The sequence below is a fragment of the Thainema salinarum CENA647 genome, assembly GCF_057732415.1.
This window is the reverse complement of record NZ_JBYJZJ010000022.1, coordinates 5,204,879-5,219,065: the sequence shown is the minus strand read 5'-3', so window position 1 is coordinate 5,219,065 and position 14,187 is coordinate 5,204,879. Positions and strand designations below refer to the sequence as shown.

Annotated in this window: 15 protein-coding genes; 12 read left to right on the top strand and 3 right to left on the bottom strand. The window is 48.0% G+C overall.

The genetic code is table 11. From position 1 onward, the window contains the following. Positions 1-100: 100 nt before the first annotated feature. Together trpS and menB are read right to left on the bottom strand one after the other, a co-directional pair. On the bottom strand, positions 101-1,120 hold the full coding sequence (gene trpS / locus AC286M_RS29585; RefSeq protein ID WP_488207800.1) for a tryptophan--tRNA ligase: 1,020 nt from the start codon (positions 1,118-1,120) through the stop codon (positions 101-103). A gap of 289 nt (positions 1,121-1,409) precedes the next feature. Next, positions 1,410-2,243: a 1,4-dihydroxy-2-naphthoyl-CoA synthase gene (menB, locus tag AC286M_RS29580; protein ID WP_488207799.1), complete on the bottom strand. Its 834-nt coding sequence runs from the start codon at positions 2,241-2,243 to the stop codon at positions 1,410-1,412. Positions 2,244-2,462: 219 nt separating this feature from the next. Here menB and mddA point away from each other — a divergent pair, with 219 nt between their 5' ends. The 12 genes from mddA to tnpA all read left to right on the top strand — a co-directional run bounded on the left by mddA (position 2,463) and on the right by tnpA (position 13,972). Beyond that, the gene (mddA, locus tag AC286M_RS29575; protein ID WP_488207798.1) at positions 2,463-3,236 is read left to right on the top strand and encodes a methanethiol S-methyltransferase; all 774 of its coding nucleotides are present in this window, start codon (positions 2,463-2,465) and stop codon (positions 3,234-3,236) included. A 247-nt stretch (positions 3,237-3,483) separates the two neighbouring features. After that, positions 3,484-3,966, top strand: coding sequence for a hypothetical protein (locus tag AC286M_RS29570; protein WP_488203899.1), 483 nt, complete (start codon positions 3,484-3,486; stop codon positions 3,964-3,966). A gap of 40 nt (positions 3,967-4,006) precedes the next feature. After that, a complete protein-coding gene (locus tag AC286M_RS29565; protein WP_488202632.1) occupies positions 4,007-4,750 on the top strand; it encodes a hypothetical protein in 744 nt (247 codons plus the stop codon). A gap of 174 nt (positions 4,751-4,924) precedes the next feature. Next, positions 4,925-6,214 carry an HD domain-containing protein gene (locus AC286M_RS29560; RefSeq protein ID WP_488207797.1) on the top strand — a complete coding sequence of 430 codons (1,290 nt, stop codon included), beginning with the start codon at positions 4,925-4,927 and terminating at the stop codon, positions 6,212-6,214. A gap of 90 nt (positions 6,215-6,304) precedes the next feature. Next, on the top strand, positions 6,305-6,403 hold the full coding sequence (locus tag AC286M_RS29555) for a Rho termination factor N-terminal domain-containing protein (RefSeq protein ID WP_488207796.1): 99 nt from the start codon (positions 6,305-6,307) through the stop codon (positions 6,401-6,403). A gap of 110 nt (positions 6,404-6,513) precedes the next feature. Next, entirely contained in the window at positions 6,514-6,819 is a 306-nt protein-coding gene (locus tag AC286M_RS29550) for a hypothetical protein (protein ID WP_488207795.1), read from the top strand. Continuing rightward, on the top strand, positions 6,816-7,268 hold the full coding sequence (locus AC286M_RS29545) for a PIN domain-containing protein (RefSeq protein WP_488207794.1): 453 nt from the start codon (positions 6,816-6,818) through the stop codon (positions 7,266-7,268). The genes AC286M_RS29550 and AC286M_RS29545 overlap by 4 nt, the downstream gene beginning before the upstream one ends. A gap of 196 nt (positions 7,269-7,464) precedes the next feature. Further along, positions 7,465-8,196, top strand: a complete 732-nt coding sequence (locus AC286M_RS29540; RefSeq protein ID WP_488207793.1) for a hypothetical protein — start codon at positions 7,465-7,467, stop codon at positions 8,194-8,196. 165 nt (positions 8,197-8,361) lie between these two features. Next, entirely contained in the window at positions 8,362-11,517 is a 3,156-nt protein-coding gene (locus AC286M_RS29535) for a diguanylate cyclase domain-containing protein (protein WP_488207792.1), read from the top strand. A gap of 57 nt (positions 11,518-11,574) precedes the next feature. After that, positions 11,575-12,033 (top strand): AAC(3)-I family aminoglycoside N-acetyltransferase, encoded by a 459-nt coding sequence (locus tag AC286M_RS29530; protein WP_488207791.1) that lies wholly within the window; start codon positions 11,575-11,577, stop codon positions 12,031-12,033. Positions 12,034-12,057: 24 nt separating this feature from the next. Next, positions 12,058-13,193, top strand: a protein-coding gene (locus tag AC286M_RS29525) for an IS630 family transposase (RefSeq protein WP_488205674.1) whose coding sequence is annotated in 2 segments (ribosomal slippage) — positions 12,058-12,490 and positions 12,490-13,193 — 1,137 coding nt in all. Because the reading frame shifts where the segments join, the coding sequence is not laid out codon by codon here. A gap of 335 nt (positions 13,194-13,528) precedes the next feature. Next, positions 13,529-13,972: an IS200/IS605 family transposase gene (gene tnpA / locus AC286M_RS29520; RefSeq protein ID WP_488202591.1), complete on the top strand. Its 444-nt coding sequence runs from the start codon at positions 13,529-13,531 to the stop codon at positions 13,970-13,972. Here tnpA and AC286M_RS29515 read toward each other — a convergent pair. Then, on the bottom strand, positions 13,954-14,184 hold the full coding sequence (locus AC286M_RS29515; protein ID WP_488207790.1) for a DUF433 domain-containing protein: 231 nt from the start codon (positions 14,182-14,184) through the stop codon (positions 13,954-13,956). The two genes, tnpA and AC286M_RS29515, sit on opposite strands and share 19 nt — an antisense overlap. Positions 14,185-14,187 lie beyond the last annotated feature (3 nt).

The following is a 14,187-nucleotide window of genomic DNA, read 5'->3' as shown; positions in this document are numbered from 1 at the left end:
TGTGTTAGGTATGGTTGACTAACACCTCTTTTCCCCTCATTCCTAAATCCCTTCTCCCCTTGTGGGAGAAGGGACTTCAAGAAATTCCTTGTTACTGAGCTTATAGCGGTTTGGAGTAGCCGAGGGCGTCTTTGACTTTGCCCAGGGTTTGATTTGCGATCGCACCTGCTTTTTCGCGACCCTTACGCAGGACGCTTTCGAGATAATCTTTCTCGCTGCGTAGTTCGTGATATTTGTCTTGAATGGGTTTGAGGCTTTCGACTAGGACTTCGGTGAAGGCGGGTTTGAACTGACCCCAGCCCATTTCGGTTCCCTCGGTGGTGACTGCCTCTTTGGACTTGCCAGAGAGAATCATGTAAAGCGTCAGCAGGTTTTGACACTCTGGCCGTTCGGGGTTATCGAACTCTAGACCGCGCACCGGATCGGTTTTGCAGCGCTTGATTTTTTTTGCGATCGCATCGGGCGGATCAAGCAGATCAATCCGGCTCATCTCTGAGGGATCGGACTTGGACATTTTCTTGGTGCCATCGGTCAGGCTCATTACCCGTGCGCCTTCGGTCTTGATCATCGGTTCGGGCACTTTCAAGATCGGCTTTTTCTCGCTGCCATACTGGAAGTTGAGTCGATTGGCGATATCCCGCGTCAGCTCTAAATGCTGCTTTTGATCTTCGCCGACGGGCACGATATCCGGTTCGTAGAGCAAGATATCGGCGGCTTGCAGGACGGGATAGTCGAGCAGACCAATGCTGACGTTTTCGCCCTGCTTGACGCTCTTTTCTTTGAACTGAATCATTCGCTCTAGCCAGTTGAGCGGCGTAATGCAGTTAAACAGCCAAGCCAGTTCGGAATGGGCGGGAATATGGGACTGCACAAAGATGGTGGAGCGCTCTGGATCAATGCCACACGCGATGTAGAGCGCGGCTACTTTGTAGGTGTTCTCGGCCAGCTTCTTCGGGTCGTGGGGCACCGTAATTGCATGTAGATCCGCCATAAACAGGAAGCTATCGTAGTCGTCCTGGATTTCCACCCAGTTCCGAATCGCTCCTAAATAGTTACCGAGATGAAGTTCTCCAGTTGGCTGAATCCCTGACAGAATGCGTTTTCCCATCGTTTCAGGCATAGTCTTGGGCGGTTCCCCTGCAAATTCCACACCGCAGATCGTAACAAATCTTAGTCACGAAAAACTCGGAAGTCGTCATTTTACGTGCCTGGTAGGGGCGTTAGCGTTAGGTGTATGATCCCCCGCTGTCGCCGCCCCCTTAAAAAAGGGGCTATCCCAACGCTGGCTCGAAGTTCCCCCTTTTTCTAAGCGAAGCCATGCCCGAAGGGCTTTAGGGGGATTTAGGGGGATCTATGCAGAGTGTCGCGCTAAAGAAGGCATCGCGGCGGCAAAATGCCTTTTTTCAGGGTTAGGGCAACCACGGATATTGACGGAAATCGGGGGGGCGTTTTTCTAGGAATGCTTGTTTGCCTTCTGCGCCTTCCTGGGTCATGTAGTAGAGCAGCGTGGCGTTTCCGGCCAGTTCCTGTAATCCGGCTTGTCCATCGCAATCGGCGTTAAAGGCGGCTTTGAGACAGCGGATGGCGATGGGGCTTTTCTGGAGAATTTCTTGCGCCCACTGCACGCCTTCGGCTTCGAGCTGATCGACGGGTACGACGCAGTTGACTAAGCCCATATCGAGCGCTTCTTGAGCGCTGTACTGCCGACAGAGATACCAGATTTCCCGCGCTTTTTTCTGGCCGACGATGCGCGCCAGGTAGCTAGCGCCAAAGCCGCCGTCAAAACTGCCGACTTTTGGCCCGGTTTGACCAAAGATGGCGTTATCTGCCGCAATCGTCAGATCGCAGACAATATGGAGAACGTGTCCACCTCCGATCGCATATCCGGCGACGAGGGCAATGACGACTTTGGGCATGGAGCGAATGAGCCGCTGCAAGTCCAAGACGTTTAAGCGGGGGACGCCTGCGTCATCGACATAGCCTGCTTCGCCGCGCACGCTCTGATCGCCACCGGAACAGAAGGCATATTTGCCGTCGGTATGCGGCCCTGCGCCAGTGAGTAAAACAACGCCAATGCGGGTATCTTCCCGCGCGTCACAGAAAGCGTCGTACATTTCAAATACGGTCTGGGGACGGAAGGCGTTGCGTTTGTGGGGACGGTTGATGGTGATTTTGGCGATTCCGTCGGCTTTGTGATACAGAATGTCTTCGTAGGTTTTGGCGACCTGCCACTCGACTTGCATAAGTACATCGCTTCAAAAGTCCTCAGGCATTGTATCGCGTTCCATCTTCAACACTTTGATTCAACGCCCTGCGAAATAAGACCTTATCGTCGTCTTTTGTGACACATTTCACACCGTCACATGACCATAAACACAAAATGTATTCTGAAACACAGTTTGCCGGAGCTGAAGCTATGGTTTGTCAACTCAATTGCCCCCTTTAGCCCCCTTTTGAATTTTATGGTTGTACAAAGTACTTCACCCGCTCAAACCAGTCCGCTTAGCCGGATTGCTGTGTTTAGCTATGGCCTCGTCTGCTACGCCGTCTTTTTCGTGACCTTTTTGTATGCCTGCGGATTTATTGCCAATTTTGGCGTGCCGCGCTCGATTGATTCTGCCCCTGTCATTCCGCTGCGTTATGCGCTTTTGGTAGATGTGGCGTTGCTGGGCTTGTTTGGGCTACAGCACAGCGGCATGGCTCGCAAGGGCTTTAAGCAGTGGTGGACGCAATTTGTTCCTAAAGCGGTTGAGCGGAGCACTTATGTTTTGTTCTCTAGCCTCTGTCTGATTACGCTGTTCTATTTCTGGCAGCCGTTGGGCGGTTTCATCTGGCAGGTGACGAATCCGACGGGTGTGGCAACTTTGTATGCGCTGTCGGCTTGTGGCTGGTTGATTGTGCTGGGCACAACGTTTTTAATTAACCACTTTGACCTGTTTGGCTTGCGCCAGGTTTGGCTCTATTGGCGGGGTAAGGAGTATGCGCCGCTCCATTTTGTGACGCCTGGCCCTTACAACTTCATTCGCCATCCGCTCTACGTTGGTTTTATGCTGGCGTTCTGGGCGACTCCGGTGATGACGGTTGCTCATTTAGTCTTTGCTCTGGGCACAACGGGTTACATTCTGGTTGCGATTCAGCTCGAAGAACGCGATCTGATTCACACGTTTGGCGAAACCTATGCAGCCTATCGCCGCCGAGTGCCGATGCTGATTCCGTTTTCTCGTCGGCAAAAGTAATCAGGCCGAATAATGCCAATTTAATAAGTTGAAGAAGAGCGATCGCACTTTAAAAGTGCGATCGCTTTCTTTGCAAAACCTATTCTAGGCAGTACAAGAAATAAACATTATTCATTGTTTCCTAAGAAGACAATATACAAAATGGAAAGCTAACATAAAGAAGTAGTAAGCCAATACAATCAATCCTAGTTCCACCCAAGTTTGTGTTGAGTAGAATTGAGGCAGAGAGTTCAGCAGGCCAAAGCCGATGGCTCAGCAACGACGCAAGCGTGGCACAGCAGGCGATAAAACGATTTGTCTGCCCATTGCAGACGACCTTGACTACGAGGTCTTAGTAGAAGACCGGGAAGCCTTTCGCCAGTATCTCAACGAGCAGATCGCATCCCACCCGGAACTGTTTCCCGACGGGATTGAGGCAGGCTATCGCTTTCACGGATGGGTCGAGTCCTCTCGTCAACAGCTCAAGACCCGGCGGATTTTGCTGCCGAGTACCGGAGAGGCTTATCAACTGCGTCCCGATTTGGTGATGCCGTACATGAGCGAGACGGCGGAGATGGCCGACAAAGCGCTCTATTTAAGAAAGCATGGCCTGTCGTATGAGGGGATTGCCTATGTGCTGGGCCGTTCTGAGATGCACTGGTATCGGCTCTGTCAGTCGTTCGGTCGAGCCTCGATTGTGGGCAGTACCCTCAAAAGGGAAACGGCGCTCCCCCCATCTAGTTGCCGATGAGAAGCATTGTGATTGGCACGGGCAGCGAGTCTATCTGGCAGTGACAGCGGCGCAAGGGTGCGTCCTGGGAGCCAGTCTCAGTGCCAATGCGGGTCAGGATGGATTAACCGCAGCCTATGGGGTATTCCAGCAGGAAGCTGCCCATCATGTTCCCGACTATGCGCCCGAGACGGTGACGACTGATGGTTGGGAGGCCACCCGAGCCGCTTGGGAGGAGCTATTCCCTGGCCTGGTCTGGATTCTGTGCTTCCTGCATGAGGTGATTAAAATTCGCGATGGGTGCCGCTCTAAACCAGTCCTGGGTCAGCAACTAGCCGACAAGCTTTGGCATCTGTATCGGGGCCAGAGCAAACGTCACTTTGCTCAACGGTTGCGTCGGTTGCTGGAGTGGGTGAACACCCACGCGTTGCCCCAGGCCATTGACGCTCGCTTGCGACGCCTCAACGACAAATCTCACGTCTTCCAACGCGCCTTTGACTTCCCTGACGCCTATCGCACCAGCAATCAGGTTGACCGTCCGATGAACTATCTTGACCGCATCTTGTATGCCATGCAAGATTTTCATGGATTCTGGGACTCGGCGGAACAGTCGGTGCGCTCGATGGCCTTACTCTGGAACTTCCATCCCTTTTGTCGCAAGACTCGCAAAGCAATGGGCGGGTGCTTATGCCCCTTTGAGCAACTCAACGGCTTCCGCTATCACGACAACTGGGTTCGCAATTGGCTGATTGCCTCATCGTTGAATGGCAGAAGACCATTGCTCAGGAACGCTGACACAAAATAAGTTGGAACTAGAATCAATCGTATCTAAATGAATAGATCTAATTCTTCATCAATAGGAATGCAAAGCTACGCGTGTACGATTCACGGGCCTATCACTTTTCCTGGAAATCTACTTCGAGAAGGTTATGAATTAGGACTTAACGATTTTGTCAAATGCCTAATCAATACAGACGCTATGCAGCGCTTGCGATGGATTCGCCAAAACGGGTTGAGCCATTTCGTATTTAATACAATGGAACATTCGCGATTTACTCATAGTTTGGGAGTTGCGTTTGTAGCTCGCAGAATGATAGATAGAATCCTTCTTAATAGTGGTCTTGAAGATGATGAAGAAGCTTGGGATTGGAAGTATGAAACGGTTGCAGCTGCTCTTCTACATGATATTGGGCATGGTCCTTTCAGTCATAGTTTAGAGGAAATACTTCATGCGGTTGATCTTCCATTCGATCATGAAGATATGACTTTAAGGCTGATTCAAGAAGACACTCAAGTAAATGAGGCTTTAAAGTCTTGTAGAGATGATTTACCAGATAGGGTCGCACAGTTTTTTCTTAAAAAAGGAGAACGGAAAGAAGATCACTGGCGTTATCGAATCGTTTCGAGTCAACTAGATGCGGATCGCCTAGACTATATTCTACGTGATGCTCAAATGGCTGGACTTAAAGGGGTGGGATTTGATTTAGATCGAATTCTTCATCATCTTTATGTACAATCGCGTGATGCAGAGTATTTTATTCTGGATCGCAAAGCTATTGAAGCTCTAGAATCAGCGCTATTAGCCAATGATCAGCTTTATCGAGCAGTTTACTATCATCGCAAGGTGAGGGCTACTACAGCTATGATGCGAACCTTGCTTTTACGAGTAGCTGATTTAGTGAAAGGTGATGAAAAGGAAGCTCAAAACCTTTTTCAAAGAAAGAATCATCCGCTACTTGAGCTGATATCAAAAGGGGAAAATATTGAATTAAATTCATATTTAAATTTAACTGAGAATCATATTTGGGCACTTATTGAACAATGGAAAGATGATTCAGGTGATGCTATTGTTAAGGACTATTCAAATCGTTTGTGGCACCGCGATTTACACTCAACGATAGAGATTAATGGGCATGATATAGGCAAAAGAAGAGAAGAGGAAGAGCTAAAAAAACTCATAGATAAAAAATATCTAGAATTAAGGGGAGATGATCTGAGGAAGTACTATATTCTCTCGGATACTTCGCGACGAAAGAGTTATAAGGAAGGTGACAGCATCTACCTAGGAACTCAGAAAAACAACGATAAGCCCAGCGCTTTGGAATTTGATCAATCTAGTCGAATTGTCTATATGTTGCGTGAGCAGCATAAGATAGAATATGTGATTTATCCCAATATTGAGCAAAATGAGGAAGATGCTGATTCAGAATTGTCTAATAAAAACGCAGCTAAAGAACTGGTTAAAGCCAATGGAAATATTTCTACTTAGTTTCGGTGTTGATAGACTAATAACTTCATAGATTATGCAGTTATAATCTTTAATTTACTCTAATCAAAATCTCCGACATCCACGACTGCTTTGACCTCCACAGAATTGAAAAAGATGGCGAGAAAACGTGAGATTTCTGGTTATTCAAAGCTGAAAAAGTCAGACTTAGTCAAGGCACTAAGCGCATAAATAGAAAGTGCGATCGCAGACGGGAAAAGCGCGATCGCACTTCGCTAAACCAAATGGCACTCAAAAACTGGCTACACTAAGATCGAAGTTGTAGGCTCTACAGCAACAGTATGGCAACAGACCATCCCAGCCCCTCTATAGCTACTCTTGAAGCACTGCTGCTTGAAATTGAAGCAACTCCCAGAAAATATTGGGCAGATCTGCTCGATACTGTGCGTCAATTTCGCCAAAACATTCCAGCCAATGATCCGTCCATCATTGATGCCGAACAAGCACAGAAAAATCAAGCAGCAATCGATCTTTTAGACTCCTGGCTAGACGACACCGAAGATGCATCAGAACATCGGCAGTCTTGGGAATTTCTAAAAACAGCTCTTGACGAAGATCGACTGTCTGATCGTCCCCTATTCCCATGAGCCGCCTGATTTTACTGGATTCTGGGCCGCTAGGAATGGTTACGCATCCCAAAGCAACAGGCATCACTCTTGATTGCCAACTCTGGCTAAAAGCCTGCTTACGACGCGGAGAAAGAGTAGCCATCCCTGAAATTGCAGATTACGAAGTGCGCCGTGAACTTCTGCGGGCAAATTTGTCACGAAGTTTGCGACGGTTGGACAACTTGAAACAAACCCTTAACTATATTCCGATTCAGACAGACACAATGCTGCTAGCGGCTGAACTGTGGGCAGAAGCAAGACAAGCCGGACAACCCACGGCTGATGCAAAAGCACTAGACGGAGATGTGATTTTATCTGCTCAAGCTCGTCTACTTAGCGATGAGACAACAGAGGTCATTGTTGCCACAACTAATGTGTCGCACCTATCCAGCTTCATCACAGCATTAGATTGGCACTCCATTGTGTAAATCTGTCGGTGCGATCGCAGACGGGAAAAGTGCGATCGCACTTCTTAATAAGTCAGATAATTTTGAGGGTGAGGGATGAGATCGCAGACGGGAAAAGTGCGATCTCGCTTATTGTTCAGGGAATAACTAGCGTAGGATGGTGTCTCTACCATGCTTATCTATTAACCCCTCCACTCACCTGATCGAGCAATCCAAGATGTTTACACCCCAAAAATCGCCACGACCTAAATCATCCAAATACTTACGAGCTGCTTTATGGGGTTGTCTAGGGGCAGTTCTAGTTTCCTTTGGTGGCTGTGCCCTATATGGCGCAATTCTTTGGAATGCCTGGGGTCCGGGGCCACGCTGGGGTGAAACCTCCCACCGAACACTCAACTTTGTGACCAATCAGCCAATTGGCGAACTTTACGTTATTCAAGATGCGAATTGCTTTACCTGTGCCTATGAAGAGAAACCAGGTGGAACGGCGCAGGGAACAGTACAGGTAGAAGTACCAGATTTTCGCTGGTACGTTTTGCTGATTGTGTCATCCAATGGTGCAACTCAATTACGCTATTTACAGAATATAAAGTCCGGCGATATTGAAGTCATTGACTTATCAGATACATCAGTCACAGATGCTGATTTGCAATTTATCAGCCATCTAGAACTCAATGAGCTGAATTTGGACAATACCAACATTACGGGTAGTGGACTTGAGTCCTTAGTATTCTCGAACAGTTCGTTCTCCCTAAGTTTGGAGAACTGCCAAAATTTAAATAAGTCTATGATTCTGGCGCTCAAAAAGTATCCTGCTTTCTCACTTGATCTATCCAACTCAAATTTGGATCAACCCGACATCATTGAAGAACTGCACCAAGCATTTTGCTCAGGACTAGAATCTGGCCAATGCTATAAAACTGTACGGGGCGACAGTCTGCGTGATTAAAGAAAATGATGCCAGAGGCGAACGTATGTTTCCAATCTGGCAAAGGGCATTATTTAATAGGGAAGCCATGTTTGGGATACGAAAAATTACATGCCACAGCTTCAATTCTCTATGCCTTTCATGAGGCAGATTTCCTTTAGAGTTAAGCTCGGATTGGCGATCGTTTTGTTATCAACTAGCGTAGCTGGCCTCAGCGTTGCTTATTTCTACACGCAAACACAGCAGTTTGTTTTACAGCAGACGCAGAAAGACCTCAAACGTCTAGGACATACCGCGACGCTACTCTTTGATGAAGCCGATCGCGCTGCAATCGTTCGGCTGACCGCTGCTGCTGAAGCAGAAGCCAAGCGTAATCCTCAAGTCAGCAAATCTGACGTTCTAGCGCTGGCTCCAGGTGAGACCATTAATAGCCTCAGTCCAGAAGCACGAGATCGGCTCCAGGCATCTGACGATTTTCAAAGATTAGTGCTAATTCTTCAACGGCTTAAATACGTGAACCGCGATACTGTGGAACCGCTTAGAGATGAGTATCCCTATGAGGTGAGTGATGATCATGTGAGAGCATTTCTGGTTGTCCCGGCTCCCGAATTTACGCAATATCAAGTTGTCAAATTCGTGGTGTCTGGTTCTTATTTACCTCAAGGCGATTGGCCAGGGAACCCAATCGGCAATTTATTTGCTGCGACAACCGAAAATTTTATTCAAGTTTTTGACGGCACTATCCAGGTCGATGACCGATTTATTAAAGTGGGTGACTATAACACAGCACTTGGTGTTTTAGTGCCCATTAAAAATAGGCAAGGGAAAACTATTGCAGCGCTGGGAATTGATTACGTTGCTGGTAGTGAACTTGATCAACTGGCTCATATTAGAATAGTTGGAATTATTATTATTTTCAGCAGTTTTATTAGTTCTAGTTTGTTGGCAATCCTTTTGTCTCAATGGCTCAGCCGTCCGATCACGAAACTGCAGCAAGCCGCCCAAAAAGTTCGAGAAGGGGATTACGAAACCGTTGTTATACTGCAAAGCCAGGATGAACTGGGTTTGCTGGCTGAAACCTTTAACCAAATGGTTACAGAAATTCGGGATTACTCTCGACAATTAGAAACCCAAAACCAGCATCTGCAAGAACTGGATCAGCTCAAAGATGAGTTCTTAGCCAATACCTCACACGAACTTAGAACGCCTCTGCATGGCATTATTGGCATCGCTGATTCCATGCTCGATGGAGTTACTGGCGAACTTAATCAAGAGCAAGCTTTAAACCTGCAAATGCTGCGCCATAGCGGGCAGCGACTGATCAATTTAGTCAGCGACATCCTGGATTTTTCAAAGTTGAGACATCAGCAACTGGCTTTACATGTTAAACCGATTCGATTGCGAGAGATTGTTGAACTCGTTCTACAACTTGATCGCATTCTAATTGGCGCAAAAGAGTTGCAGTTGCTGAATCATGTTCCAGCCGATTTGCCGCCCGTACTTGCTGATGAAAACCGACTCCAGCAGATTTTGCATAATCTGATTGGCAATGCGATTAAATTCACTCACCAAGGACAAGTAATGGTGACGGCAAACTTGACTGATGATTCTGCCATAGAAATTGCGATCGCAGATACCGGGATTGGTATTCCAGAGGATAAGCTGGAGGCCATTTTTGAATCCTTTGAGCAGGTTGGTGGAGCGGCCTCCCGACAATATGGCGGAACGGGGTTAGGGCTAGCCATCACGCGTAGCTTGGTTCAACTGCACGGTGGAGCGATTACGGTCAGTTCCACCCCCGGACGGGGTTCCGTCTTTCGCTTTACCTTACCGATTACCTTGCCTGTGGCTACCTTATCTATGGCTGATCGCGGGACGAGTCATGATGATGGTCGTGAACGTAATTCCAGACCAGAGGTGCTACCCGTTTATCCAGCCGACGATTGGACAGATCGCTCTACTCTGGCAGATGCTCCACTGACTCAACATAATGGCGAAGGTGAGAAGCGCATTCTGATCGTGGATGATGAGCCAGTCAATATTCAAGTGCTCAAGAACTTTTTGAAATTAGAAAACTATCACATTGTGATTGCATCGGATGGGCAAGAAGCGCTGAAGCTGCTGGATGAGGACTTGCAGCCAGATCTGATTTTATTAGATGTGATGATGCCGGGGATGACGGGCTACGATGTGCTGAAAGTCATTCGCCAAAATCCTGCATTCGAACGTTTACCCGTCATTTTTCTCAGTGCCCGCATTCAACCCGATGATATTGCTTTGGGATTAGAACTAGGAGCAAATGACTACTTAATTAAGCCCATTCATAAGCGGGAATTATTGGCTCGAATTCGCACCCATTTAAGAATTCATCAGCTAGAAGAAGAAGCAATCGAACTTGCAATCGCATATGAAAGGCAACAGGCTCAATTCCTTGATGCTCTGCCAATTGGAGTCGCTGTCCATGAGCCTAATGGTTCATTCGTGTACGCAAATCAAGTGGCCAAACGACTATTTCAGGACTCGCTTATCCACAATATAACAATCGATAATTTGTCTTCTATCTATCGTCTCTATCGGGAAGAAACCGATAGTCTATATCCTACGCATTGTCTACCCGTTTATCGAGCATTACAAGGTAAATTTTCTCATTGTGATGATATGGAAGTCCATACTCCTGAACGGATTATTCCCTTAGAAGTTTTAGCAACGCCAATCCTCGATCAAAATGGTTCGATTCAATATGCAGTAGTGGCATTTCAAGACATTACGGAACGCAAACAGGCCGAAAAAGTTAAACTAATGAATCTAGAGCTACAGCGAATTGTAATGATTGACGGATTGACGCAAATTGCCAATCGTTACTATTTTGACTGCTATATTGAACAGGAATGGCGGCGGCTGATTCGAGAACAACAGCCTTTGTTTCTAATTTTATTTGATGTAGATTATTTCAAACAATATAACGATTTCTATGGTCATCAAGCGGGAGATGATTGCCTCAAACAGATAGCACAAGCGGGAAAGATGGCCGTCAATCGTCCCACCGATGTGGTGGCTCGGTATGGTGGCGAAGAGTTTGCGGTCATTTTGCCCAATACCGATCGCAAGGGCGCAATTGTGATTGCAGAACGGATTCAGCAGTATCTACGAGAGCAAGCAATTTCCCACGCCCAGTCTAAAGTGAGCCCAATTGTATCCGTCAGCTTGGGGATTGCGGGCGTCATCCCGACGGCTGCAACTTCCCCTGCTACATTGATTTCAATGGCCGATCAAGCGTTATATGCGGCCAAACACCAAGGGCGCGATCGCATTCACATCTATGGTCAAGATACGGAAGCCTAAAGTCAAGATAAGAAAGCCGAACCCATTACTAGAGCTGAATTGTATTCAGGATTAACGATGTCAACCAACGTTCCTGCCGAAATTTTGCTGCTTGGCCCCGCTGATCTGGCGCAATTCGAGGCGATGATGACCCTGTTTGGCGAAGCGTTTGATGAGGTGGCAACCTATTGCGAAAAACGTCCCAGCCGAGCCTATGTAGAAGAGTTGTTGGCCAGCCCATTCTTTATTGCGATCGCGGCTCTGGATCAGGGAACTGTGGTGGGTGGATTGGCTGCCTATGAACTGAAAAAGTTCGAACAGGAACGCAGCGAAATTTACATTTATGATCTGGCAGTTGCAGCCACTCATCGGCGGCAGGGAATTGCCACGGCCCTGATTCACGAACTGCGTCGAATCGGCTCGACACGAGGAGTCTACGTGATCTTTGTTCAGGCCGATTATGAAGATCCGCCTGCTATTGCCCTATACGAAAAGCTAGTGGTGCGTCAACAAATAGATGACGGCCAGCTAAAGTAAGAAAAACACCTCTTACTTTCGGTCATGGTCAAGAAATACATCGTGGATTTGAGTGCTGAAGAACGGACTTACTTAGAACAGTTCGCGACAACGGGCCGTCGCGCGGCGGATCGCATTACCCGTGCGCGCATTCTGCTCAAAGCCGACTGCAATCAACCCAACGGCAGTTGGTCAGATCAGGCGATTGCGACGGCCCTCGACGTCGGGGTTCGCACGGTCGAACGCGTCCGCCGTCGCTTTGTGGAGTTCGGGCTGGAGGCATCATTAGTGCGACGCACCGGGGGTGGACGCAAACCAAGCTGCTTGAATGGCGAACAAGAAGCCCATTTGATTGCCTTGGTCTGTAGTGAGGCTCCGGCGGGTCAGGCACGGTGGACATTGCGCTTGCTGGCAAGTCACATGGTGCAACTCGGCCATGTTGAGAGCGTGAGTCATGAAACCATTCGGCAAACGCTGAAAAAAACGAATTACAGCCTTGGAAACAAGACTGCTGGGTAATTCCGCCAGAACAGAATGCCGAATTTGTCTGCCAAATGGAATCCGTGCTGGAAGTTTACCAGCGCCGCTATCACCCTGACTTCCCCATCATCTGCCTTGACGAAGCGATGAAACAGCTCGTCAAAGAAACCGTCGCACCAGTGCCGGCACAACCGGGACAGCCACAGCGACAGGATTTTCAATATGAGCGCAACGGCACCGCCAATCTATTCATGTTATGTGAACCGATAGCGGGGTGGCGACACGTTGAGGTGACGCGACAGCGCACCGCTGTTGATTATGCTCATTTGCTCAAAGATGTTGTCGATCTGCATTATCCCGATGCCCTGCTCATCACGGTGGTGCAAGACAATCTCAACACCCATACACCCGCCTCTCTCTACAAAGCCTTTGAACCGGCCGAGGCGCGTCGCATTCTCAATCGCCTGGAATTTTGCTATACCCCTAAGCACGGCAGTTGGTTGAATATGGCCGAGATTGAGTTGAGCATTCTGGCTCGTCAATGTTTAGACCGACGCATCGCTGAATTTGAACCCCTGCAACGTGAAGTTTCAGCCTGGGTAGAGACCCGCAATCAGCAGCAAACGTGGATTGATTGGCGCTTCACCACCGAGGACGCACGCATTAAGTTGAAACGACTTTACCCGTCAATTAATTCTTGACTAACCACTAGGCGTACGCGAGGAAGTCCTGCATTTTGACATTGCTGTACCTTGGCAGGATGCATCACGTGAACTGTGATTTATGGAGCACTGCTGATTTCCCTGCTTCAAAAATCTCGATATCTTGAGCATCGCGAAGCGATAAGTCTCGTAGAGCAGCGCTTTCTAAACTAAAGGTGCTGATAGCCAATTTGCCAACGTTGGAGGCAGTTGAGCATCGACCCAAATCTTCATGCCGTCAGTCTAGGAAAATCAGTTCGTCGGGCTGCGAAGAGCAGACACGCTTGAATCTCTTGGGGTCCATTCCCCGCCGCTCTGCGGCGTAAGATCTAAGAATGAGTGAGTACATCCACAAGAGTCATAACGTAACAGTTTTGCTATACCACTTAGTGTTTCCAGCAAAGTATCGACGGGTTGTGTTTGATGAGCAAGTAGATGCGGTTCTGCGAGAGGTCTGCCTCGAAATCGAGAAACGCTACGAGGTGAAGTTTGTCGAAATTGGAGTGGACAAAGACCATGTCCATTTTCTAGTGCAGTCCGTGCCGACCTATAGTGTGACCAAACTGGTAACGATGCTGAAAAGTTTAACTGCACGAGAAGTCTTCAAACGATGCCCTCAAGTGAAGCAGAAACTTTGGGGAGGCGAGTTTTGGAGTGATGGATATTTTGCGAGTACAGTAGGCCGCCACGGGGATGAAGGAATGATCGCCAAATATGTTCAAGCCCAAGGCAAAGATTACCTCAAATTGCATCGGGATAATCAACTTGCTCTTTTTTGATTCTGATACCCCGTCCGCTTGCGGCGGGGTATTTCATTATCTGCTAGTTCCAAATCAGGAAAGTCATCTAAAATTTCCGCAACACTAACGTTTTCAGCCAACATTTCTAAGATATCGGTGACTCGAATTCGCATTCCTCGAATGCAGGGACGCCCCCCGCACTGACCGGGAGTTTGGGTAATCCGAGTGAGCAAGCCATGGGTTGAATTCATAAG

Coding starts and splice junctions, on each gene's coding strand:
- trpS (WP_488207800.1), bottom strand. CDS start 1,120: ATGCCTGAAACGATGGGAAAACGCATTCTGTCAGGGATTCAGCCAACT.
- menB (WP_488207799.1), bottom strand. CDS start 2,243: ATGCAAGTCGAGTGGCAGGTCGCCAAAACCTACGAAGACATTCTGTAT.
- mddA (WP_488207798.1), top strand. CDS start 2,463: ATGGTTGTACAAAGTACTTCACCCGCTCAAACCAGTCCGCTTAGCCGG.
- AC286M_RS29570 (WP_488203899.1), top strand. CDS start 3,484: ATGGCTCAGCAACGACGCAAGCGTGGCACAGCAGGCGATAAAACGATT.
- AC286M_RS29560 (WP_488207797.1), top strand. CDS start 4,925: ATGCAGCGCTTGCGATGGATTCGCCAAAACGGGTTGAGCCATTTCGTA.
- AC286M_RS29550 (WP_488207795.1), top strand. CDS start 6,514: ATGGCAACAGACCATCCCAGCCCCTCTATAGCTACTCTTGAAGCACTG.
- AC286M_RS29545 (WP_488207794.1), top strand. CDS start 6,816: ATGAGCCGCCTGATTTTACTGGATTCTGGGCCGCTAGGAATGGTTACG.
- AC286M_RS29540 (WP_488207793.1), top strand. CDS start 7,465: ATGTTTACACCCCAAAAATCGCCACGACCTAAATCATCCAAATACTTA.
- AC286M_RS29530 (WP_488207791.1), top strand. CDS start 11,575: ATGTCAACCAACGTTCCTGCCGAAATTTTGCTGCTTGGCCCCGCTGAT.
- tnpA (WP_488202591.1), top strand. CDS start 13,529: ATGAGTGAGTACATCCACAAGAGTCATAACGTAACAGTTTTGCTATAC.
- AC286M_RS29515 (WP_488207790.1), bottom strand. CDS start 14,184: ATGAATTCAACCCATGGCTTGCTCACTCGGATTACCCAAACTCCCGGT.